This window comes from Zoogloea sp. (genome assembly GCF_023150065.1).
Classification (GTDB): domain Bacteria; phylum Pseudomonadota; class Gammaproteobacteria; order Burkholderiales; family Rhodocyclaceae; genus Zoogloea.
In genome coordinates this window covers 18,832-42,135 of record NZ_JAKLLN010000031.1, presented here as the reverse complement: position 1 = coordinate 42,135, position 23,304 = coordinate 18,832, and the positions used below count along the sequence as shown (strand labels likewise).

Genomic DNA, 23,304 nt, shown 5'->3' with positions numbered 1-23,304 from the left:
TCGTCTTCCATGGCCGTGCTCATGTGTCATTCCTTTCAAGGTTAACACCTGAGCAGGATTTCACTGGGTCAATACACTGCGTCACTCGACCCACCCACAGGGCCAGTCACCTCGGCAACTCGAGCCTTGTGCAGAACACCTGCAGGTGGCTCCAAACACTGTGCCAAAGCCCAGGTCGGGGCCTTCTTCCGCACCCTGGAATCTGCACGCGGCCAACCAAGGCCGGAGGATAAAAAAGCCGACAAACGTTTCGTTTATTTCGTTTGTTTCGTATATTACGGATATCGAGGTGCTACTGCTGGTCACACCCGCAGAGAAACAAACCGGAGGAAAGCATCATGGCAAACGCGCAAGCAGTCATCGACACCGTGCTTGATGAGCACGATGCAGCACTGGCGCAAGCCGCTCAACGTTGCTTGATGGCAGCGTTGGATCATTCACGGGCGGAAACCATACGCCTGATTGCACAGGGTGAAGACCAAGCTCAGGCGGTCGTCGAGCTTCCCCCGAAGGTGCTGCGCTTCATGGCCGATCTGCTCGGGGTTATGGCACAGCGTCAGCCTGTAGCCGTACTGCCACAGAAACTTGAACTCTCCACTCAGGAAGTGGCAAACATGCTGAATGTGTCGCGTCCGTACGTGGTCAAGGAGATCGAGGCAGGACACCTGCCTTGCCGTAAGGTTGGTCGCCATCGGCGTGTCCTGTTCGAGGACATGATTGCTTATCAGCAGAAATCTCGCTCTGAATCGGATGCCGCACTGCAGGCCTTGGCCGACCAGGCTCAAGAGCTGGGTCTGGGGTACTGATATGGCAGGTTCAGCACGCTACACAGTGATTCTGGACGCTTGCGTGCTGTACCCCGCGCCTCTGCGCGACGTGCTCTTGAGCCTTGCCAGTGTGGGTCTGTTTCATGCTCGCTGGTCTGAGCGGATTCAGGATGAATGGGTTCGCAATCTCTTGCTGCAACGGACGGATCTGAAGCTGGAGGATCTGCGGCGCACCTGCGCATTGATGAGCAGTGCCATTCCGGATTGCTTCGTGACGGGGTGGGAACCCATAGAGCAGGTCATTACGGGACTTCCGGACCCGGATGATCGTCATGTCGTTGCAGCCGCACTTCGCGGCCATGCCGACGCAATCGTGACTTTCAATCTCAAGGACTTCCCGGCTGAAGTCATGGATACGGTGCAGGTTGAGATTCAACACCCAGACGATTTCCTGCTTAATCAACTCGATCTGGCGCCATTTCCGGCACTCAAGGCGATCAAGGCCATGCGCGCCAGACTGCGCAGACCGCCCATTGAAGCAGCAGAACTGGTGACGATGCTTGAAAGACTTCAGCTACCGCTGAGCGCGGCCAGACTGCGTGAGGTCAGTGAGCTGATCTGAGGCCATGTCTGCAGATCAAGCTGTCGCTGACAGCGCTACACGCTGAAATAGCTCGCCTGATACTGCCCCAAGCGTTGGCGCAGCAGGAACGGACGGTCAATGTGTTGAGCGAGTTCTTCGATTGAGGCTGCCGGCACCCCAGCGGCCAGGAAGTGTTCGCGCCATGTATTCACCACGTCCACGACCCGATGAACTTCGGCCTTCGCAGCTTGAGGCGTCAGCCAGTACTGCCCGGCGGCAGAGAGCGCGTTCTCGATGCTGGACTCGGCACCCTGCGTCCCCACCGCCATCGCCTGATAGCCCAATGACTGCCCCATCGGTAGCACATCGAAAGCCGGTGCGAGCGCGTACTGCTGCGCCTGGTTGACCAGGAGAACGTGGTTCTTCTCGTGGTCGTCCGTGTTGTCGATGAGGATGTTGAACACCAGGCGCCGGAACAGCTCATGCATCTGGGCGCGATGGGTCGCGACGTCGCCCCGGCGGCGCAGGAGTTGAGCCAGATTCGGGTACGACAGCTCGACACCCGCGGCCCGCAAGGCCACGTTGGCCGACAGCGCGTGCCATCGTCGGCCTTCCGAGCGGTCGAAGCGCTTGATAGCCAGCGCAACGCCCCGCGCAAACGGTATGGGCCGCGTTTCCGCCACCGCAACCCCTGCCTTTGCGGCAAGTGTCAAGGAGGCGTGCTCATGCTTCGTCGCCTGCCTTGTTAGCGCTCGCCGCAGCAGCTGTACGCGTCCTGCGGGCGCGCAAACGACTGGCCTCGCGCACGTCGGATTCGAGTGCCCGAACATCCTTGCCCGGTTCAGCCAAGTCCCCAAGCCCGTCCGCCAAACCGAGCAGCCACAAGGCGGAGGCATACACCCCCATGCTCACAGACGGGTCCCCTTTCTCCAGGCGAATCAGGGTAGGTACAGAAACCCCAAGACGGCTGGCCCACTGCCGCTGGGACTCCTTACGCCGAAGCCGTGCCACGGCCAGCCTCTCTCCAAGGGTCTGCAAAGAGACCAGGACTTCCGGCGGCAATGAACTTAGGGCTAGAGGAGGTTTTGACATAACATAAAAATAGACAAAAACTTAATAAAAGTAAATTTTATGTTATGTCAAAACGCCCCAGCATCTCCCCAACAATCATGTGATCCACAACCTTGAACACCCGCAGCTCAATCGGCGTAGCGGGCGCCAGCTCCGGGCTGGCGAGGGCCTTGCGGATCCCCTTTACCACGTCGTTCACGATGCGCGCTGCCGCCTCCGCTGGAAGGCGCAACGCCCTGCCTGCTTCGATGAGACTGTCGAGTTTCACCTCGTTGAATCTCACGGCGCCTGGCAATTCAATGGCCATGCGCACGGCGGGCCACGGTCCGTCCTGGGTGCCCAATGCTCTGGTGTGATAGGCGGATGTGCTCAGCAGATCGTAATGGGGCGCCAGCTCGGGCCCCAGGGCGGTCATGACAAATGACAGATTCTTCAGGTGGCAATCGTCATTTGCCAGAAAGACGTTGAAGACCAGCCATCGAAAGAGTCGAAAGCGCGTCGCCGCAGGATTCGCCGAGAGGGTGCTGATCTCGTACAGGGTCTCCAGGGATGCCCGGGTGTACTTCAGCGTGCGGGAGATGTTGAGCAGCTGGCAAGCGTCGATGATGTGTCTGCGCTGCGTATCGGGAAAGCTGCCCAGCCTGTCGAAGCGTTCGATGATGTAGACCGGTACGGCCGCCACCTCGCCGGGCAGGCGGCGCAGAGTGACGTCCGGGACAAGCAGCCCTGCCGCCCTGGCCAGCCGCATGGTTAGAAATTCGTTGTAGGCCGATGCCGGATAGCGCTCCACGTCGGGATGGTCGGGCTTCAGGATGTGCGTGGAAGGTGTGGCGCCAGCCGGCTCAAACAGCTGGCAGTCTTTCACGACGAGCAGCAGTTTGTGCTGCGCACCCGCGGCCGACATCTTCTTTGGTGCATCGTGGATCAGGGTCTGCTGCGGCAGATTGCGGATGCGGCGGACAAGCGCCTCATCGGGCAGCGGCACAATGGCGCTGTCGGTCGGAAGTGCCTCTCCGGGCGGCAGCAAGGTCAGGGCGCCGGCCGACTCCCTCCCCAGATACCGCAAGACGTCGAAGGCATCTCGGACATGGGCTTCCCGGCAGACCGCTTCGCGCAGATGCTCTTCTGGCAGGAGGTTGTCGAAGAACCACTGTACGGTTCTGACCGTGCTCCCGTCGCGATGCTCGAGCTGATGTCGTGGCAGAGCCGGTGACAGGTCAAAAGCCTGGGCAGAGCTTGACCACGACGCCTCGTATTTCAGCGTCCAGATGTCCTGCTCTTCGAGCAGATGGCCAACGCGCTGGCGCTCGAAATGGATCTCCAGAACACGCGCTTCACTCACCGCCGGCATCCCGCTTTTGTGCCGCACGCAGCTCCAGGCGGGCAAGCTCCGCTGCAGCGGAGTCGTGGAACTCGACGGACACGCGCACTCCGAGCTCCCGGAGCAGGCGAAACACCCGCCCCATCTGCACGGTGTCCTTGCCGTTCTCCACGTCGGACGTGAACTGCTTGCTGACACCCACCATGCCCGCCAGGTCGTCGATCCGGATGCCGGAGCTTTTGCGGACAGCACGGAGCACCGTGCCGATATCCGAGACGGAATCCACCGTTTTTTTCATGGAGATCTTTCCTCAGCGCTCAGTCGTCTCACGAAGGATTCGTCCGACTATTATTCCTGCAATCGCAGGAATAATAGTCAAGGGCTGCGGCGATCGCCATGATTTCCTACGATCGCAGGAAATCTCGATCCGAATCCACCGATAGCCGATGAATTCCTGCGATCTCAGGAATATTTCCAACACCCCATCAGGCCTCCCCCTCACTCCCCCCCGCCCAGCCCCACCCGCGTCGGCAGATCCCACGCGCCGCCCGGCGCGATCAGCCTGCACATGCCCGTGGAGGTGGCGTGGGCCAGCTCAAAGCCCTTGCCGTCCCACGTCCATTCCTCCATCGACCAGCAATCCCCCAGGCCGCGGCCTTTCTGGGTGGCGGTGATGGTGCCGGCTTCGTATTCCGAGCCCTGGGTGGTGACCAGCACGGGCTGGTAGGGCGGGGCTTGATTGACGATCCAGTAGCCGTGGCCGACGTTGTAGGCGCCGCTCCAGCAGCGGGTGGAGAGCAGCAGGCGGGTGTCGGTGAGGCGGGTAACGGTGGTGGGTGCTTCGTTGGAGGGGTCGGGCTCGGTGAGATCCGGGCAGTAGTCGGTTTCTTCACTCTTCAGGGTGGCGCGCAGGGCCTTGAGCAGGGCGGGGCCCTGCTGCTTCACCCAGGTCTTGTCGCCCGGCCGGGCGGGGGTGATGGCGCCCGGCTTGATGACGAGGCCCAGCAGCAGGGGGAGGGCCTTGCTTTCGGGTTCGGTGCCGCGGCGGATGAGGGCGCCGGGGGTGCCCAGGCGGCCCTGGAATTCGTCCATCTTGAGCAGCACGGCGGCGGCGCCGGTGTCGGAGAGCGCCCAGGTGGTGCCGCCGCGCACAAACTCGATGCTGCTCTTGCGGGTGAGGGCGGCGAGCAGGGCCTGGGTCTGGGCCGGGTTGAGTTCGCCCCGCAGGCTGTCGCTGTCAAAACCCACCGCACCCTGGGCGGAGCCGTTGATGCGGAGTGTGAGCTGGAAACGCCGGGGCAGTTTGTCGACGACGGGGTTTTCGCCATAGCGGCCGACCATCACCTTGGCCGTCACCGCTTGCCGCGGGCCAGCGAGGCGGGTGAAGAGCACCGAGATGGGCAGCTCGACGCCGTCCGGGCTGTAGCCGGCGGCACGGCAAGTGCGGGTGTTGTCGCAGGCCAGCTCCCAGTCGCCATGAAAGAAGCGCGTGCCGGGCAGGTCGGCAGCGGCCAGGGTGGGGGCCGCCAGCAGCAGGGCGACGTAAAGGGTGGGGCAGGGGATGCGCATGGAGCTTTCCTTGCCCGGGCCTGGCGCCGGGCAGCGTGTGGGGTGATGCCGGCAGTCTAGGGGCTGCCGCGGGTGGTCATCAATGCGTGCGCAGTGATTTGCCGCTTGCTATCCTCCGCTTCCCGGCCGCGGCAGCAGCCCGCACCCAACCATCACGGAGATACGCCCATGGCGTCGTTGCAGGATCAGTTCATGAAGGCCGGCCTGGTCAGCAAGGGCAAGGCCAAGCAGCTCAACCAGGACAAGTCACGCCAGCAGAAGCTCGACCGCAAGGCCGGGGTACAGACGGTGGACGAGGCCAAGCTGGCCGCCCAGGAGATCCAGCGCCAGCAGGCCGAGCGGGCGCGGGAGCTCAACGCCCAGCGCGACGCGGCCGCGCGCCAGAAGGCCATCGAGGCGCAGATCGTGCAGATGATCCAGCAGCACAAGCAGGCCAAGCTCACCCGGGGCGCGGCCGAGGTGGCCTACAACTACACCCACGACAACAAGATCAAGCGCATGTTCGTGTCGGCCCAGGTGCGCGATCACATCGCCGCCGGGCATCTGGTGATCGTCTGCCAGGGCGAATCGGCCGAGCTGCTGCCCCGGGCCATCGGCAACAAGATCGCCGAGCGCGACCCGGCCCGGGTGGTGTACGTGAAGCAGGCCGAAGCACCGGCCGAGGACGATCCCTACGCCGACTTCAAGGTGCCCGACGACCTGATGTGGTGATGCTGCGTGCCACGCTGCGTAGCGTGGCGACGTGTCAGGCCCCGGACCCCCGGTGACCGTGGTTAAATCGTGCGCATGAACCCACGCCTTGCCAACACCGACGCCCCCTCCAACCCTGCCCACCGGGAGGCCGCCTGGTCCGAATACGCCGTGCTGGTGGTGGACGACGAAGCCGGGGTGCGCAACTTCCTCGAACGTGCCCTGCGTGCGCGGGGCTGTCGGGTGGAAGTGGCCGGGTCGTCGGAAGAAGGCGCCGAGCGCCTGCGCGAACATCACTTCGACGCCATCGTGCTCGACATCGCCCTGCCGGGCCGCTCTGGCATGGAGTGGCTGCGCACCCTGAAGAACGACGGCTTTGCCGGCGACGTGATCCTCATCACCGCCTTTGCCGACATCGAAACTGCCATCGACGCCCTGCGCGCCGGTGCCTCCGACTTCGTGCTCAAGCCCTTCCGGGTCGATCAGATCATCAACTCCCTGCAACGCTGCTTCGAGCGCGCCCGCCTCGACCGGGAGAACTTCGTGCTCCAGCGCCAGGTGGCCGGCCTGGGCGGCGAAGTGGCCGGGCTGATCGGCCATTCGAACGCCATGCGGGCCCTGTGCGACATGATCCGGCGGGTTGCGCCCACCCCCGCCACGGTGCTCATCCTCGGTGAATCCGGGGTCGGCAAGGAAGTCACCGCCCGGGCCCTGCACCAGATGAGCCCCCGGGCCGAGCGTTCCTTCGTGCCCCTCAACTGCGCCGCGGTGTCGGCCGAGCTGATCGAGAGCGAACTCTTCGGCCATGTGCGCGGCGCCTTCACCGGTGCCCGCGAGGCCCGCCGCGGCCTGTTCCACTATGCCAACGGCGGCACCCTGTTCCTCGACGAAGTGGGCGAGCTGCCCCTGGCCATGCAGACCAAGCTGCTGCGCGTGCTGGAAGAAAGGCGCATCCGCCCGGTGGGCAGCGAGGCCGAGGTGCCGGTGGATGTACGCGTGGTGGCCGCCACCAACCGCGACCTGCACGCCGAAGTAGCGGCGGGGCGCTTCCGGCGTGACCTGTTCTACCGCCTTGAAGTGCTCACCCTGTCGATCCCGCCCCTGCGCGAGCGCCCCGACGATGTGGCCGAGCTGGTGCAGCACTTCAACGCCCAGCTGTCCTCGCGTCTGGGCCTGCCGCCCCTCACCGTCACCCCCGCCGACCTGGTGCGCCTGGCCACCTATCCCTGGCCCGGCAACGTGCGCGAGCTGCGCAACCTCATCGAACGCTCGCTGATCCTCGGCAGCCTGCCGGTGCACAACCAGGTCCAGGGCATGGCCGACCCCCTGCCCCTGAGCCTGGCCGAGGTGGAGAAGCGTCATATCCTGGCGGTGCTCGACCAGTGCGGCGGCAACAAGACCCACGCCGCCACGCTGCTGGGTGTCTCCCGCAAGACCCTCGACCGCAAGGCGGTGGAGTGGGGCATGGCATGAGCCCCCGCACGGCAGGCCGCCCTTGATCGACTTCCGCGACCGCCTCAGCCGCTCGGTCCGCAGCAAGCTGCTGGCCATGGTGCTGGCGCCACTGCTTCTCGGCGTGCCCATCCTGCTCGGGCTGGTGTGGATGTGGGGCACCCAGGGCTACCAGCAACTGGTCAGCTACAAGGTCAGCTCCGACCTGATCACCGCCCACGAGTACTTTGCCCACATGCACCAGAATGTCGCCGTGGACATCGGCGCCCTGGCAGGCTCCCAGCGCCTGTCCCGGGCCATGGCGACGCCCGCCGGGGCGGCCCTCGACAGCTATCTGGACGAGGCTCGGCGCCAAGCCGGGCTGGACTTCCTCTACCTCCTCGATGCCCGTGGCGAACTGCTCGGCACCGACCTGCCCCGCCACCACCCCAGCGCCCGGCGCGGCGACTGGCCGGTGGTGCGCAAGGCCCTGGCCGGTGAGCCCGCCACCGCCATCGACGTGTTCGATGCCGACCACCTGGCCGCCATCAACCCCGCCCTGCGCCAGCGCGCCCGCCTGAGCCTGGTACCCACTCCCAACGCCGCCCCCGACCCGCGCCTGGAGGAAACCCGCGGCCTGCTCATCCACGCCGCCATCCCGGTGCGCAACGAAGCCGGCACCCTGGTGGCCGTGCTCGAAGGCGGCGTGCTGCTCAACGGCAACAGCGACATGGTGGACCGCATCAACGCCATCATCTATCGGGAGGGCACCCTGCCCCTGGGCAGCCGGGGCACCGCCACCCTGTTCCTCGGTGACGCCCGCATCGCCACCAACGTGCGCCTCTTCGAGGGCGAACGCGCCCTCGGCACCCGCGCCTCCCAGGCCGTGCGCGACCACGTGCTGAACGACGGCAAGGTGTGGCTGGACACCGCCTTCGTGGTGAATGACTACTACGTGTCGGGCTACGAGCCGGTCATCGACAGCTTCGGCAAGCGCGTCGGCATGCTCTACGTGGGCTTCCTGGAGGCGCCCTTCAGCGCCGCCATGCAGGGCGCCCTGTTCACCCTGTTCGCGGTCTTCGTGTCGGTCAGCGTGGCCGGCTGCGTACTGTCCCTGCGCTGGGCGCGAAGCATCTTCAAGCCGGTCGAGCAGGTCGGCGCCACCATCCAGCGCGTCGGCCAGGGCGACGCCGAGGCCCGGGTCGGGCCGGTGGCCAGCCGGGACGAGATCGGCCAGCTGGCCGCCGCCTTCGACGGCCTCCTCGACACCCTTGCGGCGCGCCGGGCCGAGCTGCAGCGCTGGGCCGACGAGCTCGACCGCAAGGTGGCCGAGCGCACCCTCGAGCTGCAGGAGGCCAACGCCACCCTGGAGCAGGCCCGCCGCCACCTGGCCATGACCGAAAAGCTCGCCGCCATCGGCGAGCTCACCGCCGGCGTGGCCCACGAGATCAACAACCCGGTGGCGGTGATCCAGGGCAACCTCGACGTGCTCAAGGAGATCCTCGGCCCCGCCGCCGACCCGGTGCGCGAGGAGATCCGCCTCATCCACGAGCAGACCCACCGCATCTGGCTGATCGTCACCAAGCTGCTGCAGTTTGCCCGCCCGGGCGAGTTTGCCGGCTACGTGGAAGGGGTGGACCCGAACGCCCTGATCGCCGACTGCCTGGTGCTCACCCGCCACAACCTGGAGCGGCGCAACATCGAGGTCCACGTGAGCGCCGCGGCCACCTGCAAGGTCGAGGTGAATGCCAGTGAGCTGCAGCAGGTGCTCATCAACCTCATCGTCAACGCCATCCAGGCCATGCCCGACGGCGGCAGCCTGCGCCTGCACATCCGCGACTGGGAAGAAGACGGCCAGCCGGTGGGCGCCACCATGGAAGTCTGCGACACCGGCCAGGGCATCGCCGCCGAAGACCTGTCACGCATCTTCGACCCCTTCTTCACCACCAAGAAGGGCTCCGGCACCGGGCTGGGGCTGTCCATCAGCTACACCATCGTCGAGCGCTACGGCGGCCGCATCTCGGTGGCCAGCCAGCCCGGGCAGGGCGCCTGCTTCACCGTGCATCTGCGCAGCGAGGCCCGCTACGCCGACACCCCCACCGCCCCCGGCTTCACCGCCCGCTGGATCGAAACCGGCACGCCGCCCGAGCCTAAACGCTCGCCCGGCGCAGCCACGCACTGACCCCATCCACGACCATCAGCAGCATGGCCAGGTTCTCCACGGTGGCCCTGCCCAGCAGCAGCAGAAACTCCGGCGAGGTCTCCGGGGGCAGGAAGTAGCGCGGCATCAGGTGGCCCGAGGTGGAGGAGGGCGCACCGAAGGCGAAGGTCTTGCCCTTCAGGTCGGCAAAGCTCTTGATGTTGTCGCTGGCGGTGATGAAGCGGGAGGTGAACTTGGCGTCCTCGGCGCGCAGCAGCGCTGCGCCGCCGGGGCCGCCCCCGGAAGGATGGGACATTTTGTCCAGCCCATGGACAAAATGTCCCGATATTTCCCAATGCGCTCATTCAAGCCATTGATTCCTATGCCCACGCCTCTTGGCTCGGAGCTTGCAGATCATTCAGACCGTTCTTCAACAACACCACAAGGGGGAAGAATCACCATGCAACTCTCACGGCGCCAGTTCTTCAAGGTGGCCGCCGGGGGCTTGACCGGTTCGAGTCTGGTCGCGATGGGCTTTTCGCCCACCGCGGCCCTCGCCGAAGTTCGCACCTTCAAGCTCGCGCGCACCACGGAAACGCGCAACACCTGTCCGTACTGTTCGGTCGGTTGCGGCATCATCCTGTACAGCCTCGGCGACAGGGCCAAGAACGCCCACTCCGAGATCATCCACATCGAGGGCGATCCGGATCACCCGGTCAATCGCGGCACCCTGTGCCCCAAGGGCGCCGGCCTGCTCGACTTCGTGCACAGCAAGAACCGGCTCAAGTACCCGGAAGTGCGCGAGCCCGGCACCAAGGAATGGAAGCGCATCGGCTGGGACGAGGCCTTCACCCGTATCGCCAAGCTGATGAAGGAAGACCGCGACGCCAATTTCGTCGCCAAGAACGCCGATGGCGTGACGGTTAACCGCTGGCTCACCACCGGTTTCCTCGCCGCCTCCGCCTCCAGCAACGAGGCCGGCTACATCACCCACAAGGTGGTGCGCAACCTGGGAATGCTCGCATTCGATAACCAAGCGCGTGTCTGACACGGCCCGACGGTGGCAAGTCTTGCCCCGACGTATGGCCGCGGTGCCATGACCAATCACTGGACCGACATCAAGAATGCGGACGTGATCCTGATCATGGGCGGAAACGCCGCCGAAGCCCACCCCTGCGGCTTCAAATGGGTGACCGAAGCGAAGGCCAAGAACAAGGCCCGCCTCGTGGTCGTAGATCCGCGTTTCACGCGCTCCGCCGCGATGGCCGACCTCTATGCGCCCATCCGCACCGGCACCGACATCGCCTTCCTGGGCGGGGTGATCCACTACCTGATCACCAACAACAAGGTGCACATGGACTACATCAAGTCCTACACCGACATGAGCTTCCTGGTGAAGGAGGAGTTCGCCTTTGCGGACGGCTTCTTCTCGGGCTACGACCCGGAAAAGCGCAAGTACGACAAGTCCACCTGGGACTACCAGATGGGCGAGGACGGCTTCGTCAAGACCGACCCCAGCCTGGAAAACCCGCGCTGCGTGTGGAACCTGATGAAGGCCCACTTCAGCCGCTACACCCCGGAAGTGGTGGAGAACATCTGCGGTACACCCAAGGACAAGTTCCTGCAGGTGGCCGAGCTGCTCGCCTCCAGCCACACCCCGGACCGGGTGATGACCATCCTGTACGCCCTGGGCTGGACCCAGCACTCCACGGGTTCGCAGATCATCCGCACCGCCGCCATGGTGCAGCTGCTGCTCGGCAACATCGGCCGGGCCGGGGGCGGCGTGAACGCCCTGCGTGGTCACTCCAACATCCAGGGCCTCACCGACCTGGGCCTGCTCTCCAACCTGCTGCCGGGCTACATGACCCTGCCGGGCGAGAAGGAGACCGACTACGACGCCTACATCGCCAAGCGCGCGCCCAAGCCCATGCGCCCGGGGCAGCTCTCCTACTGGCAGAACTACGGCAAGTTCCACGTCAGCCTGATGAAGGCCTGGTATGGCGCAGCGGCGACCAAGGAGAACAACTGGGCCTTCGACTACCTGCCCAAGCTGGACAAGACCTACGACGTGCTGCAGGTCTTCGAGCTGATGCACCAGGGCAAGATGAACGGCTACATCGCCCAGGGCTTCAACCCCCTCAACTCCTTCCCCAATAAGGCGAAGGTGAGCGCAGCCCTGGCCAAGCTCAAGTACCTGGTCATCATGGACCCGCTGGCCACCGAGACCTCCGAGTTCTGGCAGAACTACGGCGAATTCAACGACGTGGACCCGGCCAAGATCCAGACCACGGTGTTCCGCCTGCCCACGACCTGCTTTGCCGAGGAAGACGGCGCCATCGTCAACTCCGGGCGCTGGCTGCAGTGGCACTGGAAGGGCGCCGAGCCCCCCGGTGACGCCAAGACCGACCCCGAGATCATGGCGGGCCTGTTCCTGCGCCTGCGCGACATGTACAAGAAGGACGGCGGCGCCTTCCCGGACCCCATCCTCAACCTGTCGTGGCCCTACAAGGTGCCCTACGAGCCCTCACCCGAAGAGCTGGCCAAGGAATACAACGGCAAGGCCCTGACCGATCTGGCCGACCCGAAGGACCCGACCAAGCTCATCAAGAAGGGCGGCGAACTGCTCGACGGCTTCGCCCAGCTGCGTGACGACGGCTCCACGGCCTGTGGCTGCTGGATCTTCTCCGGCGCCTGGACCGAGAAGGGCAACATGATGGCCCGGCGTGACAACGCCGACCCCTACCACAACGGCCAGACCCTCAACTGGTCCTTCGCCTGGCCGGCCAACCGGCGCATCCTTTACAACCGCGCGGCGGCCGATCCGGCCGGCAAGCCCTGGGATGCCAAGCGCAAGCAGGTGTGGTGGGATGCTGCCCAGAGCAAGTGGGTGGGCTCCGACGTGCCCGACTTCAAGGTGGACTCCGCCCCCGAAGACGGCATGGGCCCCTTCATCATGAACCCCGAGGGCATCGCCCGCTTCTTTGCCCGCGGCATGATGAACGAAGGCCCCTTCCCCGAGCACTACGAGCCCTTCGAGACGCCCATCGGTGTGAACCCCATGCACCGCAACAACCCCAAGGCCACGTCCAACCCGGCCGCGCGGGTGTTCAAGGGCGACATGGAGGCCTTCGGCACGGCCAAGGATTTCCCCTACGCCGCCACCACCTACCGGCTCACCGAGCACTTCCACTACTGGACCAAGCACGTGCATTCCAATGCCGTGATCCAGCCGGAACAGTTCGTCGAGATCGGCGAGGCACTGGCCGCGGAGAAGGGCATCCGGGCCGGCGACAAGGTCAAGGTGAGCTCCAACCGGGGCTATATCAAGGCCGTGGCGGTGGTGACCAAGCGCATCAAACCCCTCAAGGTCGACGGAAAGACAGTCCACCACGTCGGGATCCCGCTCCACTGGGGCTTCAAGGGTGTGGCCAAGAACGGCTTCATCACCAACACCCTGACGCCTTTCGTGGGAGACGGGAACACCCAGACGCCGGAGTTCAAGTCCTTCCTGGTCAACGTCGAGAAAGCCTGAGGAGATCGCCATGGCACTGCAATCACTTGACATCGCCAAGCGCTCGGCCACCACGACCGAATCGCCCCAGGCACGCAAGACCCTAGAGGTCGCCAAGCTCATCGACGTCTCCAAGTGCATCGGCTGCAAGGCCTGCCAGGTGGCGTGCATCCAGTGGAACGACCTCCACGAGGAGGTCGGGAGCTGCGGCGGCACCTATGACAACCCCACGGACATGACCGCCAACTCCTGGACGGTCATGCGCTACGCCGAAGTGGAATCGGAGGAACGGGGCCTCGAGTGGCTGATCCGCAAGGACGGCTGCATGCACTGCGAGGACCCGGGTTGCCTCAAGGCCTGCCCATCCCCCGGCGCCATCATCAAGTACGCCAACGGCATCGTGGATTTCCACCAGGAAAACTGCATCGGCTGCGGCTACTGCGTGACCGGCTGTCCCTTCAACGTCCCGCGCATCTCCCAGAAGGACAGCAAGGCCTACAAGTGCACCCTGTGCTCCGACCGCGTTGCGGTCGGCCTGGAGCCGGCCTGCGTCAAGGTCTGCCCGACGGGCTCCATCAGCTTCGGCTCGAAGGAGGACATGAAGGAGCTGGCCGACGAGCGCATCACCGAGCTCAAGGAGCGGGGTTTCAAGAACGCCGGCCTGTACGACCCGGCCGGTGTGGGCGGCACCCACGTCATGTATGTGCTCAACCACGCCGACAAGCCGGGCCTGTACAGCGGTCTGCCCGCCGACCCGACGATCGCGCCCACCGTCTCCCTGTGGAAGGGCTTCGCCAAGCCCCTGGCCATGGCCGGCATCGCCGCCGCGGCCCTGGGCGGCCTCTTCCACTACGTGATGAAGGGCCCGAACGAAGTCTCCAAGGAGATCGAAGCCGAAGTCGAAAAGGAACTGGAGGCCGAAAAATGATCCGTGATCCGTCCGACCTGCAACGCTACAACGCGTCCGAGAGGGCCAACCACTGGGTCACGGGCATCTGCTTCATCCTGCTCGCGCTCTCCGGCATGGCTCTGTTCCACCCGGCCCTGTTCCCCCTCACCAGCCTGTTTGGTGGCGGGGTGTGGACCCGCATCCTCCATCCCTTCATCGGGGTGGTGATGATGCTGTTCTTCGTGGTGATGTTCTTCCGCTTCAAGCGCCTCAACCACATGACCGACACCGACTGGGAGTGGGTCAAGCGGGCGAAGGAGATGGTGGATGGCGACGACCACAACATGCCGGAGATGGGCAAGTACAACGGGGGGCAGAAGCTGCTGTTCTGGTTCCTCGGCCTGGCCATGCTGGTGCTCTTCGTATCCGGCATCATCATCTGGCGGGCGTACTTCTCCCACTACTTCCCCATCGGCGTGATCCGCACCGGCGCCGTGCTGCATGCGGTCTTTGCCACGGTGATGATCATTGCGATCATCGTCCACGTGTATGCCGCCATCTGGGTCCGGGGCACCATCCGGGCCATGCTCTACGGCACCGTGACCCGCGCCTGGGCCAAGCAGCATCACCGGGCCTGGTATCGCCAGGTGACCGGCAAGTAGCACAACCCGGCGGGGGCCCGATCTGGTGCCCCCGCCACCCGAATTCCCGGCGCCCGGAGCCCGTCAGGCAATGCCTGCGCCCGGGCCCCGAAGCCCTTTCTGGAACGCCATGCAGACATTGCTCAGTCCCGAAGAAATCGCCACCCAGACCGTCGGTGAAGACAGCCCCAACCGGCTCCCCTCCACCTGGGTCTTTGCCAACCGCGCCGAGCGCCTGCGAGCCCTGGCCGGCGACCACGCCATGGCGGACTTCCTGCTCTTCTGCGCGCGCATCGCCGACCTCCAGCAGCAGGAACTGGAGCGCCTGCGCCCCCTCACCGCCCGCCCCGACGCCGCCCTGCTCAAGCGCTGCCGCGAGCACGGCATGCCGCCCCTCGACGCCCAGGGCGGCGAGCTGCCGGAGGCCTGGTTCGGCGTGCTCCAGCACCTCGCCACCGCCCTCGACGCCTACGCCCCGCCGGTGCTGCAATCGGCCCTGCTGAGCCTGCCCGGGCTGGAGCGCAGCGCCATGGACGAACTGGCCCGCAGCATCCTGCGCTGCGAGGAAGCACCCGACACCGTCATCGAACTGGCCCTCGCCCCCCTCGTCGGCGCCGCCCTGCAGGTCACGTGGACAGCCCGCGCCCTGACCATCGCCGAAAGCGACATCCCCGCCGGCTTCGAAGACAGCCTGTGCCCGGCCTGCGGTGCCCACCCGGTGGCCTCCATCGTGCGCATCGGCGACGCCGGCCACGGCGTGCGCTACGCCACCTGCAGCCTGTGCGCCTGCGAATGGCACGTCACCCGCATCAAGTGCGTGCCCTGCCACAACACCAAGGGCATCAGCTACCAGAGCCTCGAAGGCCGGCAGGGTGCCGTGCACCCCGGCGTCAAGGCCGAAACCTGCCCCGAATGCCACGCCAGCCTGAAGATCGTGTCCATGGAAAAGGACCCGCTGGTGGATGCCTTCGCCGATGACCTCGCCACCCTGGCCCTCGACATGCTGGTGGATGAAGCCGGCTTCCACCGGGCCGGCCGCAACCTGTTCCTGTTCACCCCCTAGGAGACTCCCCACGATGGCGTCCATGGTCCATGGCACCACGTCCGACGACAGCACCGCCTACCGCGCCCTGCCCAGTCTCGACCGACTTCTCGCCGCCGCCCCCGGCCTCATCGAGGCCCATGGCCGCAGCGAAACCACCCAGGTGCTGCGGGCAGTCCTCGCGACCGCCCGCCAGCAGATTGGCGAAGGACATGCCGCCCCTGACCCCGGCGGCCTGCTCCGGGGCGCCGAAGCCCGCCTCACGGCCCGCGCCACCCCCCGGCTGAAGCGCGTCTTCAACCTCACCGGCACCGTGCTCCACACCAACCTCGGCCGCGCCGTGCTGCCCGAGGAGGCCATCGCCGCCATGGTGGAGGCCGCCCGCTCCCCCTGCGCCCTGGAATACGAAGTGGACACAGGCGGCCGCGGCGACCGGGACGACGTGGTCAACGACCTGCTGCGCGAACTCACCGGCGCCGAAGCCGCCACCGTGGTCAACAACAACGCCGCCGCCGTCTTCCTGCTCCTCAACACCCTGGCCCAACGCAAGGAGGTCATCGTCTCCCGGGGCGAGCTGGTGGAGATCGGCGGCGCCTTCCGGGTGCCCGACATCATGAAGCGCGCCGGCGCCCGGCTGGTGGAGGTGGGCTGCACCAATCGCACCCACCCCCGGGATTTCGAGGAAGCCATCGGCCCCCGTACCGGCCTGCTGATGAAGATCCACACCAGCAACTACGCCGTCGAGGGCTTCACCGCCAGCGTCGGCCAGGCCGACATGGCCCGCATCGCCCACGCCCGCGGCCTGCCCTTTGTCGAAGACCTGGGCAGCGGCACCCTCACCGACCTGGAACGCTGGGGCCTGCCCCACGAGCCCACCCCCCGGGAGGCCATCGCCAACGGCGCCGATCTGGTCAGCTTCTCCGGCGACAAGCTGCTGGGCGGCCCCCAGGCCGGCATCCTGGTCGGCCGCAAGGACCTCATCACCAGGATCAAGAAGAACCCCCTCAAGCGCGCCCTGCGGGTCGGCAAGATCACCCTCGCCGGCCTCGAAGCCGTGCTGCGCCTGTACCGCGACCCGGACACCCTGGCCGAACGCCTGAGCACCCTGCACCTGCTCACCCGCCCGCGGGACGCCATGCTCACCCAGGCTGAACGTCTGCATGCTCCCGTGGCCACCGCCCTGGCCGGCTGGCCCCTCAGCGTCAGCATCGAACCCATGCTGTCCCAGATCGGCTCCGGCAGCCTGCCGGTGGATCGCCTGCCCTCCGCCGGGCTGGTGTTCCGCCCCCAGGGCCGCAAGGGTGGTGTGCTCAACAAGCTCGAAGCGGCCCTGCGCGGCCTGCCGGTGCCGGTCATCGGGCGCATCGCCGACAAGGCCCTGCACCTGGACCTGCGCTGCCTCCCCCCCGGCGACGAGGCCGCCTTCCTCACCCAGTTCCAGGCCGGTTTCGCCCCATGCTGATCGGCACCGCAGGCCACATCGACCACGGCAAGACCACCCTGGTCCACGCCCTCACCGGCGTGGACACCGACCGCCTGCCCGAGGAAAAGCGCCGCGGCATCACCATAGAGCTCGGCTACGCCTACCTGCCCCTGGCCGCCGACGACGGCAACCCGGAGCAGGTGCTCGGCTTCGTGGATGTCCCCGGCCACGAGAAATTCGTCCCCACCATGCTGGCCGGCGCCAGCGGGGTGGATTTCGCCCTGCTGGTGGTAGCCGCCGACGACGGCCCCATGCCCCAGACCCGCGAACACCTGCAGATCCTCGAGCTGCTCGGTCTCGACCATGGCGCGGTGGCCCTCACCAAGGCCGACCGGGCCAGCCCCGAGCGCATCGCCGAAGTCACCGGCCAGATCCAGGCCCTGCTCGCCCCCACCGCCCTGGCCGGAGCGCCGGTCTTTCCGGTGTCGGCCATCACCGGCAGCGGCGTGGCCGCACTGCGCAGCCATCTCCTCGAGGCGGCCCGAACCATGCCCGCCCGCAGCGTCGGGGGCGAATTCCGCCTCGCCGTGGACCGGGTATTCACCCTCTCCGGCGCCGGCACCATCGTGGCCGGCACGGTGCACGCCGGGCAAATCAACGTGGGCGACACCGTCACCCTGGCCCCCGCCGGCAAGACCGCCCGGGTGCGCAGCCTGCACGTGCAGAACCGCAAGGCCAGTCAGGGCCATGCCGGCCAGCGCTGCGCCCTCAACCTCGCCGGCCTGGCGGTGGACGACGTGAAGCGTGGCGACTGGCTGGTGGGCGCGGCCACGCTGCAACCCGCCACCCGCCTCGACATCCACCTGCACCTCGCCAGCGATACGCCCCGGGCCCTGGCCCACGGCGCCGTGGTACAGATCCACCACGGCACCCGCCACCTCCTCGGCCGGGTCGCCCTGCTCGATGCGGCCCTCGAGAAGACCGGCCTGCCCCCCGGCGGAAACTGCCCCGCGCAAGTGCTTGCCGACGCCCCCCTGCACGCCTGCCGGGGCGATCTGGTGGTGCTGCGTGACGGCCACGGCCAGCACACCCTGGGCGGCGGACGCATCCTCGACCCCTTCGGCCCGGCACGTCACCGGCGCGCACCGGAGCGCCTCGCCGTGCTGGCCAGCCAGCTCATCGCCGATCCGGCAGAACGCCTGCAGGCCGTGCTCAACAGGGCACCCCTGGGTCTCGATGCCGGCCAGCTGGCCGCCGCCGAAAACTGCCGTCCCGACACCCTGGTCGCCCTGCTGCCCACCGCCTGCCATAGCGAAAGGGCCGGCTGGCTGATCGGCAGCCAGCCCCTGGAGGCCCTCGCCAGGCGGGTCGCCGCCCGCCTCGCCCAGCACCACGAACAACACGGTGACGAACGGGGTGTCGAGCGCGACCGCCTGCGCCGCATGGTCGCCCCCGCCGTCCCCGCCATCGCCTTTGCCGAGTGGCTGGACGCCTGGCTTGCCGCCGGCCGTCTGGCCCGCAGCGGCGGCGCCTGGCACCTGCCCGAGCACCGGGTCGAGCTGGATGAGCGCGATCGCCTGCGTGCCGAAAAACTCCTGCCCTGGCTGCTGGAAAAACCCTTCGAGCCGCCCTGGGTCCGTGACATCGCCACCCGCCTCGGCGAACCGGAAGCCCTGACCCGCGAACTCCTCAAACGCCTCGCCGCCCGCGGCGAAATCTGCCAGGTGGTTCGCGACCTGTTTTATGCCCCCTCCGCCGTACGCAGCCTGGGCCACATCGCCAGCCAGCTGATGGACGGAGACGGCTGCATCCGGGCCGCTGCCTTTCGCGACCACAGCGGCCTGGGGCGCAAGCGGGCCATCCAGATCCTCGAATACTTCGACCGCGTGGGCTTCACCCGCAAGGTCGGCCGGGGGCACGACGAGCAGCACCGAATTCGTGGCGATCTTCCGGTAAATTGAGCTTAAATGCGATAAACTACGTTCAATTAACGCTTTTCTGAACGGAAGGGATGCGTCCCCCGGTGGGGCGACTGGTCTTCAAAACCAGGAGGGGCCGTCAAGCGGTTCCTGGTGGGTTCGACTCCCATTCTCTTCCGCCACCCTCACACTTCAGCGAGCCCCACCATGCCCCAGCTGCGCGGCTGCGACTTTCCGGATACGCTGCTCTACCACCCGGAAAGCCACCTGTGGTTCGCACCCCTGGGGGAAGGGCGTTACCGGGTGGGGGTGAGCCAGTTCGGCATCGCCCTGTCCGGCGAGATCCTGCTATTCACCCCCAAACCCACTGGCGCCACCGTGGACGCGGGGCGCGGCTTTGGCCTGCTCGAAGCAGGCAAGACGGTGTTCCCCGTCAAATCGCCTTTCAACGCAAAACTGCTCCGCGCCAACGAGGCCCTCGACCCCTCCGCCCGGGCCATCAACCGGGCCCCCTTCGAGGCCTGGATGGTCGAACTGAAGGCGGTGGATGCGCTGCCCGCCGGGGCCCTGCTGGCCTGGCCCGAAGCCAGGCCGGAGATCACCCGCATCATGGACCGCTACGCCTTCCGCGACCTGTCCGACTTCTCCACCCCGCTGTTCCACGAGGACGACCGTGACTTCTGAAGCCCCGCTGCAGAAACTCGCCATCCTCGTATGGGCCGCCGACCCCGGCCGGCCGGAGCTCTGCGCCACCCCCTTCTACTTCGCCGCAGCGGCCGCCGCCATGGATGTGGAAGTGGAGATGTACTTCACCGCCCGCTCGGTGGAACTGCTCCGTCTGGGCGTCGCCGAAAAACTCGAGGCCGCCGCCGGCAGCGGCAAGTCAGTGGCGGATTTCCGGCGCGAGGCCCTGGCCTTCGGGGTCCGGCTGTTTGCCTGCCCCACCGCCCTGGCCAGCCATGGCGTGCCGGACAGCGCACTGATCCCCACCCTGACCGGGCAAGCCGGTGCGGCCGCCTTCCTGGGTCGCAGCCTCGACCCGGCCTGGCGTACCCTGAGTTTCTGAACACACGCCCCGGCACCATGAATCACGACACCATCACCGGACTCATCCTCGCCGGCGGCCTCGGCAGCCGCATGGGCGGGCAGGACAAGGGCCTCGTCGAACTGGCCGGCCAGCCCATGGTGAAACACGTGCTGGATCGTCTGGCGCCCCAGGTGCAGCAGCTGATGATCAACGCCAACCGCAACGCCGCAGCCTACGCACAGTTCAGCCGGTGGGTGCTGCCCGACCGGCTGACGGGCTTCGTCGGCCCCCTGGCCGGCCTGGATGCCGCGCTGCATGCGCCGGTGCTGGAGGGTGAGTGGGTGCTGACCTGCCCCTGCGACTCCCCCTTCCTGCCCCTGGATCTGGCACCCCGCCTGCTCGCGGCGGCCCGGGCGGCACAGGCCGACGTGGCCATGGCCAGCGCCAACGGCCAGCCCGAGCCGGCCTTCCTGCTCGCCCACCGGCGCCTCGCGCCTGGCCTGGCGGCCTTTCTCGAAGGTGGCGGCCGGAAGATCCGGCGCTGGGTGGGGGAGGCACGCCATGTCGTGGTGGATTTCTCCGACTGCCCCGGAGCCTTCTCCAACATCAACACCCCAGAAGAACTCGCCCGCCAGGGGCAATCCGGCTAGCCGGCCTGTGCGGCCCGCCGGCTGGACATCCAGCCGAACAGGGAGAGCAGGGCGAGCCCGCCGCCGATCAGCAGGATGCCGGCGATCTCGCTGGTCTTGAAGGCTTCGCCCAGGGCCAGCCGCGAAGACAGGATGGCCACCACCGGCGTGCCCAGCACCGACAGGCTGGCCTCCCAGGCCGGTACCCGGTCGAGAATCCACACCCACAGCCACCAGCACAGGGCCACACTGGCAACCGACAGGAAGGCCATGATGGCGATGTAGTGGCTACTCCAGTCGGTGGCCCGGCCGGGCGCCAGCTCGGCCAACAGCAGCAGGGGCACCGAGCCGATGATCATCTGCCAGGTGGTCAGCACCAGCAGGTCCACCGGCTCACGGCGGCGCAGGCGCTTCAGGAGCACGGTGCTGACCGCCCAGCACACCGCGGCGCCGATGCCCAGCATCTTGCTGAACAGGCTGGAGTGCATGTTCCAGGGCTCGATGATCAGCAGCAGCCCACCCAGCGTGGACGCAGCAGCCAGCCACTGCTTGCCGCGCACCCGCTCGCCCAGCAGCGGCCAGGCCAGCAGCAGGGTCCAGATCGGCATGGTGAAGATCAGCACCGCCGTCTTGCCGGGCCCGCCTTCCACGAGCGCCCAGGTCTGCAGGGCCACGAAGCCGGTGATCTGCACCAGGCCGAGCACGGCGGTCTCCCGCGGGGCCACCAGGCGCATGGACTTGCCCATCAGTTTCACTGCCACCACCAGGGCCACCGCGCCGCCCACGCAGCGCTGGGCCGCCAGGGCAAAGGGCGAGGCGTACATGAGCCCCTGCTTGAGCAACACCCAGGTGTAGCCCCAGGTGCACGACAGGACGATCAGCGCCAGCGCGGGCAGATAGCGGGCGAGGAAGGGGGGAAAGGCAGGCATGCACAACGCCGGCGTGGTGCCGGGCGAACGGATCGGAGAAGTGGGTCAGGCAGACGAGGGGGAGGAAAGTTCATTGCCCGGCCCGGTGCGGCAGCGACGCAAGCTGCTGCACCGGGCTGTGATCAGGCTTCTTCCTGCTTGCGGGGGCGCCGGCTGCGGGCGGGAGCCTTGCGTGCCGGCTTTTCTGCGGCCTCGGTGGCCTGCACCGGCGCAGCCGGCTCGGCGGAGGATGCCTCGGCGCCCGCATCTCCCCCCGCATCGACCGCGGCTTCGGTGGCCTTACGGGTGCCACGCCCCTTGCGACGGGTATCGGGGCGGGGGGCGGCTTCGGCCGCAGCCTCGGCAACAGGAGCGGGCGGAGCCACCGGCTCGACAGCCGGCTCCACAACCTTGGGGGCGCTGCGGCCACGCCGGCGACTTTCCTTGGCCACCGGCGGCGTTTCCGGGGCTGCCGCGGGTACAACGGGCTCAGGGGTCAGGAGGACTTCCGGGGCTTCCGGCACTGCTGCAACTTCAAGCGCTTCGGCGGCGACCGCTGCAGGCGCGTCGGCGGGCTTGCCACCGTCCCTGCGCCCACGGTGACGGGGGCGACGGGTTTCGGCGGGCTCGGCCTGGGGCGCGAATTCTGACTGGGCCACATGCTCGGCATAGGCGGCCTCCAGCTCACTGCGGGCAGTTTCCAGGTCATCCGCCCTGGGCTTGTTGCCGCCACGGCCGCCGCGACGGGATGATCGACGGGATTCCGCCTGCTCCGCCACGGCGTTGCTGGTCTGCCCTTCGGCCATCACCGCGGGTTCGGCCGCAGGTTGCTCGGTGCGGGCGGCGGCTGCGCCGGAGCGATACACGTAGGTGCCGGATTTCTCGTCCCGGCCGAACTCCAGCAGCCCGCGGGACTGGGCCTCCTCGAGGAGGTTGCCGAAGGCCCGGAAGCCGTAGCGGGTTTCGCTGAAATCGGGCTTGCGGCGCTTGATGGCCTCCTTGAGCACCGAGGCCCAGATCTTGCCGGTATCACCCCGCTCGGCGAGCAGGGCTTCGAAGGTTTCGGCGGCGATCTCGACAGCGCGGGTACGGCGGGCGTCGAGCTCTTCCTTGCGGCGCTTTTCCTCTTCGGGGCTGCGCCGGCTGGACTGCTGAGCTTCCCGGGGTTCGCGGCGGGCCGCCACCTGGCGCGTCTCGCGGACCAGGTCGTCGTAGAAGATGAACTCGTCGCAGTTGGCGATGAGCAGGTCGGAGGTGGATTGCTTGACCCCCACGCCGATCACCTGCTTGGCGTTCTCGCGCAGCTTGGACACCAGCGGTGAAAAATCGGAATCCCCGCTGATGATGACGAAGGTATTGACGTGGCTCTTGGTGTAGCACAGGTCGAGGGCGTCCACGACGAGGCGGATGTCGGCGGAGTTCTTGCCGGACTGGCGCACGTGGGGAATCTCGATCAGTTCGAAGTTGGCCTCGTGCATGGTCGCCTTGAAGCCCTTGTAGCGCTCCCAGTCGCAGTAGGCCTTCTTGACGACGATGCTGCCCTTGAGGAGCAGGCGCTCAAGAACCAGCTTGATATCGAACTTTTCGTAGTTCGCATCGCGCACGCCCAGGGCCACGTTCTCGAAGTCACAGAACAGGGCCATGCTGACGTTTTCGGGGGATGAGGCCATGTAGGGCTCCAGGAGTAAGCAAGAGTGCTGCGCAGGGTACGCCCAAAAGGGCCGGAAGTGGGCCGGAAGTCAC

Annotated in this window: 22 protein-coding genes and 1 tRNA gene; 15 read left to right on the top strand and 8 right to left on the bottom strand. The window is 66.9% G+C overall.

Annotated elements, in window-relative coordinates:
- Nucleotides 1-338: 338 nt before the first annotated feature.
- Together L6Q67_RS22000 and L6Q67_RS21995 are read left to right on the top strand one after the other, a co-directional pair.
- Nucleotides 339-806, top strand: coding sequence for a helix-turn-helix domain-containing protein (locus L6Q67_RS22000; RefSeq protein ID WP_296575024.1), 468 nt, complete (start codon nt 339-341; stop codon nt 804-806).
- A gap of 1 nt (nt 807) precedes the next feature.
- The gene (locus L6Q67_RS21995; protein WP_296575021.1) at nt 808-1,389 is read left to right on the top strand and encodes a PIN domain-containing protein; all 582 of its coding nucleotides are present in this window, start codon (nt 808-810) and stop codon (nt 1,387-1,389) included.
- A gap of 35 nt (nt 1,390-1,424) precedes the next feature.
- On the opposite strand, the gene L6Q67_RS21990 is transcribed toward L6Q67_RS21995, so the two are convergent.
- The 5 genes from L6Q67_RS21990 to L6Q67_RS21970 form a co-directional block, all read right to left on the bottom strand.
- Nucleotides 1,425-2,180, bottom strand: a complete 756-nt coding sequence (locus L6Q67_RS21990) for a type II toxin-antitoxin system HipA family toxin (RefSeq protein WP_296575019.1) — start codon at nt 2,178-2,180, stop codon at nt 1,425-1,427.
- Nucleotides 2,074-2,442, bottom strand: coding sequence for a helix-turn-helix transcriptional regulator (locus tag L6Q67_RS21985; protein ID WP_296575015.1), 369 nt, complete (start codon nt 2,440-2,442; stop codon nt 2,074-2,076). Before L6Q67_RS21985 ends, L6Q67_RS21990 begins: the two co-directional genes overlap by 107 nt.
- A 37-nt stretch (nt 2,443-2,479) precedes the next feature.
- Entirely contained in the window at nt 2,480-3,763 is a 1,284-nt protein-coding gene (locus L6Q67_RS21980; RefSeq protein WP_296575013.1) for a HipA domain-containing protein, read from the bottom strand.
- The gene (locus tag L6Q67_RS21975) at nt 3,756-4,040 is read right to left on the bottom strand and encodes a helix-turn-helix domain-containing protein (RefSeq protein ID WP_296575010.1); all 285 of its coding nucleotides are present in this window, start codon (nt 4,038-4,040) and stop codon (nt 3,756-3,758) included. Before L6Q67_RS21975 ends, L6Q67_RS21980 begins: the two co-directional genes overlap by 8 nt.
- 200 nt (nt 4,041-4,240) lie before the next feature.
- Nucleotides 4,241-5,311, bottom strand: coding sequence for a DUF1176 domain-containing protein (locus tag L6Q67_RS21970; RefSeq protein ID WP_296575006.1), 1,071 nt, complete (start codon nt 5,309-5,311; stop codon nt 4,241-4,243).
- A 168-nt stretch (nt 5,312-5,479) separates the two neighbouring features.
- On the opposite strand from L6Q67_RS21970, the gene L6Q67_RS21965 reads away from it, so the two are divergent.
- The 3 genes from L6Q67_RS21965 (at nt 5,480) to L6Q67_RS21955 (ending at nt 9,614) form a co-directional block, all read left to right on the top strand.
- Nucleotides 5,480-6,022 carry a DUF2058 domain-containing protein gene (locus tag L6Q67_RS21965; RefSeq protein ID WP_296574998.1) on the top strand — a complete coding sequence of 181 codons (543 nt, stop codon included), beginning with the start codon at nt 5,480-5,482 and terminating at the stop codon, nt 6,020-6,022.
- Nucleotides 6,023-6,097: 75 nt separating this feature from the next.
- Nucleotides 6,098-7,474, top strand: a complete 1,377-nt coding sequence (locus L6Q67_RS21960) for a sigma-54 dependent transcriptional regulator (protein ID WP_296574989.1) — start codon at nt 6,098-6,100, stop codon at nt 7,472-7,474.
- Nucleotides 7,475-7,496: 22 nt separating this feature from the next.
- Nucleotides 7,497-9,614 (top strand): cache domain-containing protein, encoded by a 2,118-nt coding sequence (locus L6Q67_RS21955; RefSeq protein ID WP_367171664.1) that lies wholly within the window; start codon nt 7,497-7,499, stop codon nt 9,612-9,614.
- On the opposite strand, the gene L6Q67_RS21950 is transcribed toward L6Q67_RS21955, so the two are convergent.
- Nucleotides 9,583-9,888, bottom strand: coding sequence for a PhnD/SsuA/transferrin family substrate-binding protein (locus tag L6Q67_RS21950; RefSeq protein WP_296574986.1), 306 nt, complete (start codon nt 9,886-9,888; stop codon nt 9,583-9,585). The two genes, L6Q67_RS21955 and L6Q67_RS21950, sit on opposite strands and share 32 nt — an antisense overlap.
- A 144-nt stretch (nt 9,889-10,032) precedes the next feature.
- On the opposite strand from L6Q67_RS21950, the gene fdnG reads away from it, so the two are divergent.
- The 10 genes from fdnG to mobA all read left to right on the top strand — a co-directional run bounded on the left by fdnG (nt 10,033) and on the right by mobA (nt 20,674).
- Nucleotides 10,033-13,104 (top strand): formate dehydrogenase-N subunit alpha, encoded by a 3,072-nt coding sequence (gene fdnG, locus L6Q67_RS21945; protein ID WP_296574983.1) that lies wholly within the window; start codon nt 10,033-10,035, stop codon nt 13,102-13,104.
- A 10-nt stretch (nt 13,105-13,114) separates the two neighbouring features.
- Complete coding sequence (fdxH, locus tag L6Q67_RS21940) at nt 13,115-14,011, top strand: formate dehydrogenase subunit beta (protein WP_296574981.1); 897 nt, start codon at nt 13,115-13,117, stop codon at nt 14,009-14,011.
- Nucleotides 14,008-14,634: a formate dehydrogenase subunit gamma gene (locus L6Q67_RS21935; RefSeq protein ID WP_296574976.1), complete on the top strand. Its 627-nt coding sequence runs from the start codon at nt 14,008-14,010 to the stop codon at nt 14,632-14,634. The genes fdxH and L6Q67_RS21935 overlap by 4 nt, the downstream gene beginning before the upstream one ends.
- A 109-nt stretch (nt 14,635-14,743) precedes the next feature.
- Nucleotides 14,744-15,676, top strand: coding sequence for a formate dehydrogenase accessory protein FdhE (fdhE, locus tag L6Q67_RS21930; protein WP_296574973.1), 933 nt, complete (start codon nt 14,744-14,746; stop codon nt 15,674-15,676).
- Between the two features lie 13 nt (nt 15,677-15,689).
- Nucleotides 15,690-17,117, top strand: coding sequence for an L-seryl-tRNA(Sec) selenium transferase (gene selA, locus L6Q67_RS21925; RefSeq protein ID WP_296574970.1), 1,428 nt, complete (start codon nt 15,690-15,692; stop codon nt 17,115-17,117).
- Nucleotides 17,111-19,039: a selenocysteine-specific translation elongation factor gene (gene selB / locus L6Q67_RS21920; protein WP_296574966.1), complete on the top strand. Its 1,929-nt coding sequence runs from the start codon at nt 17,111-17,113 to the stop codon at nt 19,037-19,039. The genes selA and selB overlap by 7 nt, the downstream gene beginning before the upstream one ends.
- Nucleotides 19,040-19,082: 43 nt before the next feature.
- Nucleotides 19,083-19,179: transfer RNA gene (locus tag L6Q67_RS21915), tRNA-Sec, on the top strand.
- Between the two features lie 25 nt (nt 19,180-19,204).
- Entirely contained in the window at nt 19,205-19,681 is a 477-nt protein-coding gene (locus tag L6Q67_RS21910; protein ID WP_296574963.1) for a glycine cleavage system protein H, read from the top strand.
- Nucleotides 19,671-20,063, top strand: coding sequence for a DsrE family protein (locus L6Q67_RS21905; RefSeq protein WP_296574960.1), 393 nt, complete (start codon nt 19,671-19,673; stop codon nt 20,061-20,063). The genes L6Q67_RS21910 and L6Q67_RS21905 overlap by 11 nt, the downstream gene beginning before the upstream one ends.
- 17 nt (nt 20,064-20,080) lie before the next feature.
- A complete protein-coding gene (mobA, locus tag L6Q67_RS21900) occupies nt 20,081-20,674 on the top strand; it encodes a molybdenum cofactor guanylyltransferase MobA (protein WP_296574957.1) in 594 nt (197 codons plus the stop codon).
- Here the strand turns inward: mobA and L6Q67_RS21895 are convergent.
- Complete coding sequence (locus tag L6Q67_RS21895) at nt 20,671-21,582, bottom strand: EamA family transporter (RefSeq protein ID WP_296574954.1); 912 nt, start codon at nt 21,580-21,582, stop codon at nt 20,671-20,673. The two genes, mobA and L6Q67_RS21895, sit on opposite strands and share 4 nt — an antisense overlap.
- Nucleotides 21,583-21,704: 122 nt before the next feature.
- Entirely contained in the window at nt 21,705-23,231 is a 1,527-nt protein-coding gene (locus L6Q67_RS21890) for an NYN domain-containing protein (RefSeq protein WP_296574951.1), read from the bottom strand.
- Nucleotides 23,232-23,304 lie beyond the last annotated feature (73 nt).

Bases quoted from the DNA above. Each gene is read 5' to 3' on its own strand.
- L6Q67_RS21935 (WP_296574976.1), top strand. From the start codon at position 14,008: ATGATCCGTGATCCGTCCGACCTGCAACGCTACAACGCGTCCGAGAGG.
- L6Q67_RS21910 (WP_296574963.1), top strand. From the start codon at position 19,205: ATGCCCCAGCTGCGCGGCTGCGACTTTCCGGATACGCTGCTCTACCAC.
- L6Q67_RS21890 (WP_296574951.1), bottom strand. From the start codon at position 23,231: ATGGCCTCATCCCCCGAAAACGTCAGCATGGCCCTGTTCTGTGACTTC.
- L6Q67_RS21995 (WP_296575021.1), top strand. From the start codon at position 808: ATGGCAGGTTCAGCACGCTACACAGTGATTCTGGACGCTTGCGTGCTG.
- L6Q67_RS22000 (WP_296575024.1), top strand. From the start codon at position 339: ATGGCAAACGCGCAAGCAGTCATCGACACCGTGCTTGATGAGCACGAT.
- L6Q67_RS21960 (WP_296574989.1), top strand. From the start codon at position 6,098: ATGAACCCACGCCTTGCCAACACCGACGCCCCCTCCAACCCTGCCCAC.
- selA (WP_296574970.1), top strand. From the start codon at position 15,690: ATGGCGTCCATGGTCCATGGCACCACGTCCGACGACAGCACCGCCTAC.
- L6Q67_RS21985 (WP_296575015.1), bottom strand. From the start codon at position 2,442: ATGTCAAAACCTCCTCTAGCCCTAAGTTCATTGCCGCCGGAAGTCCTG.
- L6Q67_RS21975 (WP_296575010.1), bottom strand. From the start codon at position 4,040: ATGAAAAAAACGGTGGATTCCGTCTCGGATATCGGCACGGTGCTCCGT.
- mobA (WP_296574957.1), top strand. From the start codon at position 20,081: ATGAATCACGACACCATCACCGGACTCATCCTCGCCGGCGGCCTCGGC.
- fdxH (WP_296574981.1), top strand. From the start codon at position 13,115: ATGGCACTGCAATCACTTGACATCGCCAAGCGCTCGGCCACCACGACC.
- L6Q67_RS21895 (WP_296574954.1), bottom strand. From the start codon at position 21,582: ATGCCTGCCTTTCCCCCCTTCCTCGCCCGCTATCTGCCCGCGCTGGCG.
- L6Q67_RS21965 (WP_296574998.1), top strand. From the start codon at position 5,480: ATGGCGTCGTTGCAGGATCAGTTCATGAAGGCCGGCCTGGTCAGCAAG.
- selB (WP_296574966.1), top strand. From the start codon at position 17,111: ATGCTGATCGGCACCGCAGGCCACATCGACCACGGCAAGACCACCCTG.
- fdhE (WP_296574973.1), top strand. From the start codon at position 14,744: ATGCAGACATTGCTCAGTCCCGAAGAAATCGCCACCCAGACCGTCGGT.
- L6Q67_RS21970 (WP_296575006.1), bottom strand. From the start codon at position 5,311: ATGCGCATCCCCTGCCCCACCCTTTACGTCGCCCTGCTGCTGGCGGCC.
- L6Q67_RS21990 (WP_296575019.1), bottom strand. From the start codon at position 2,180: ATGTTCGGGCACTCGAATCCGACGTGCGCGAGGCCAGTCGTTTGCGCG.
- L6Q67_RS21950 (WP_296574986.1), bottom strand. From the start codon at position 9,888: ATGTCCCATCCTTCCGGGGGCGGCCCCGGCGGCGCAGCGCTGCTGCGC.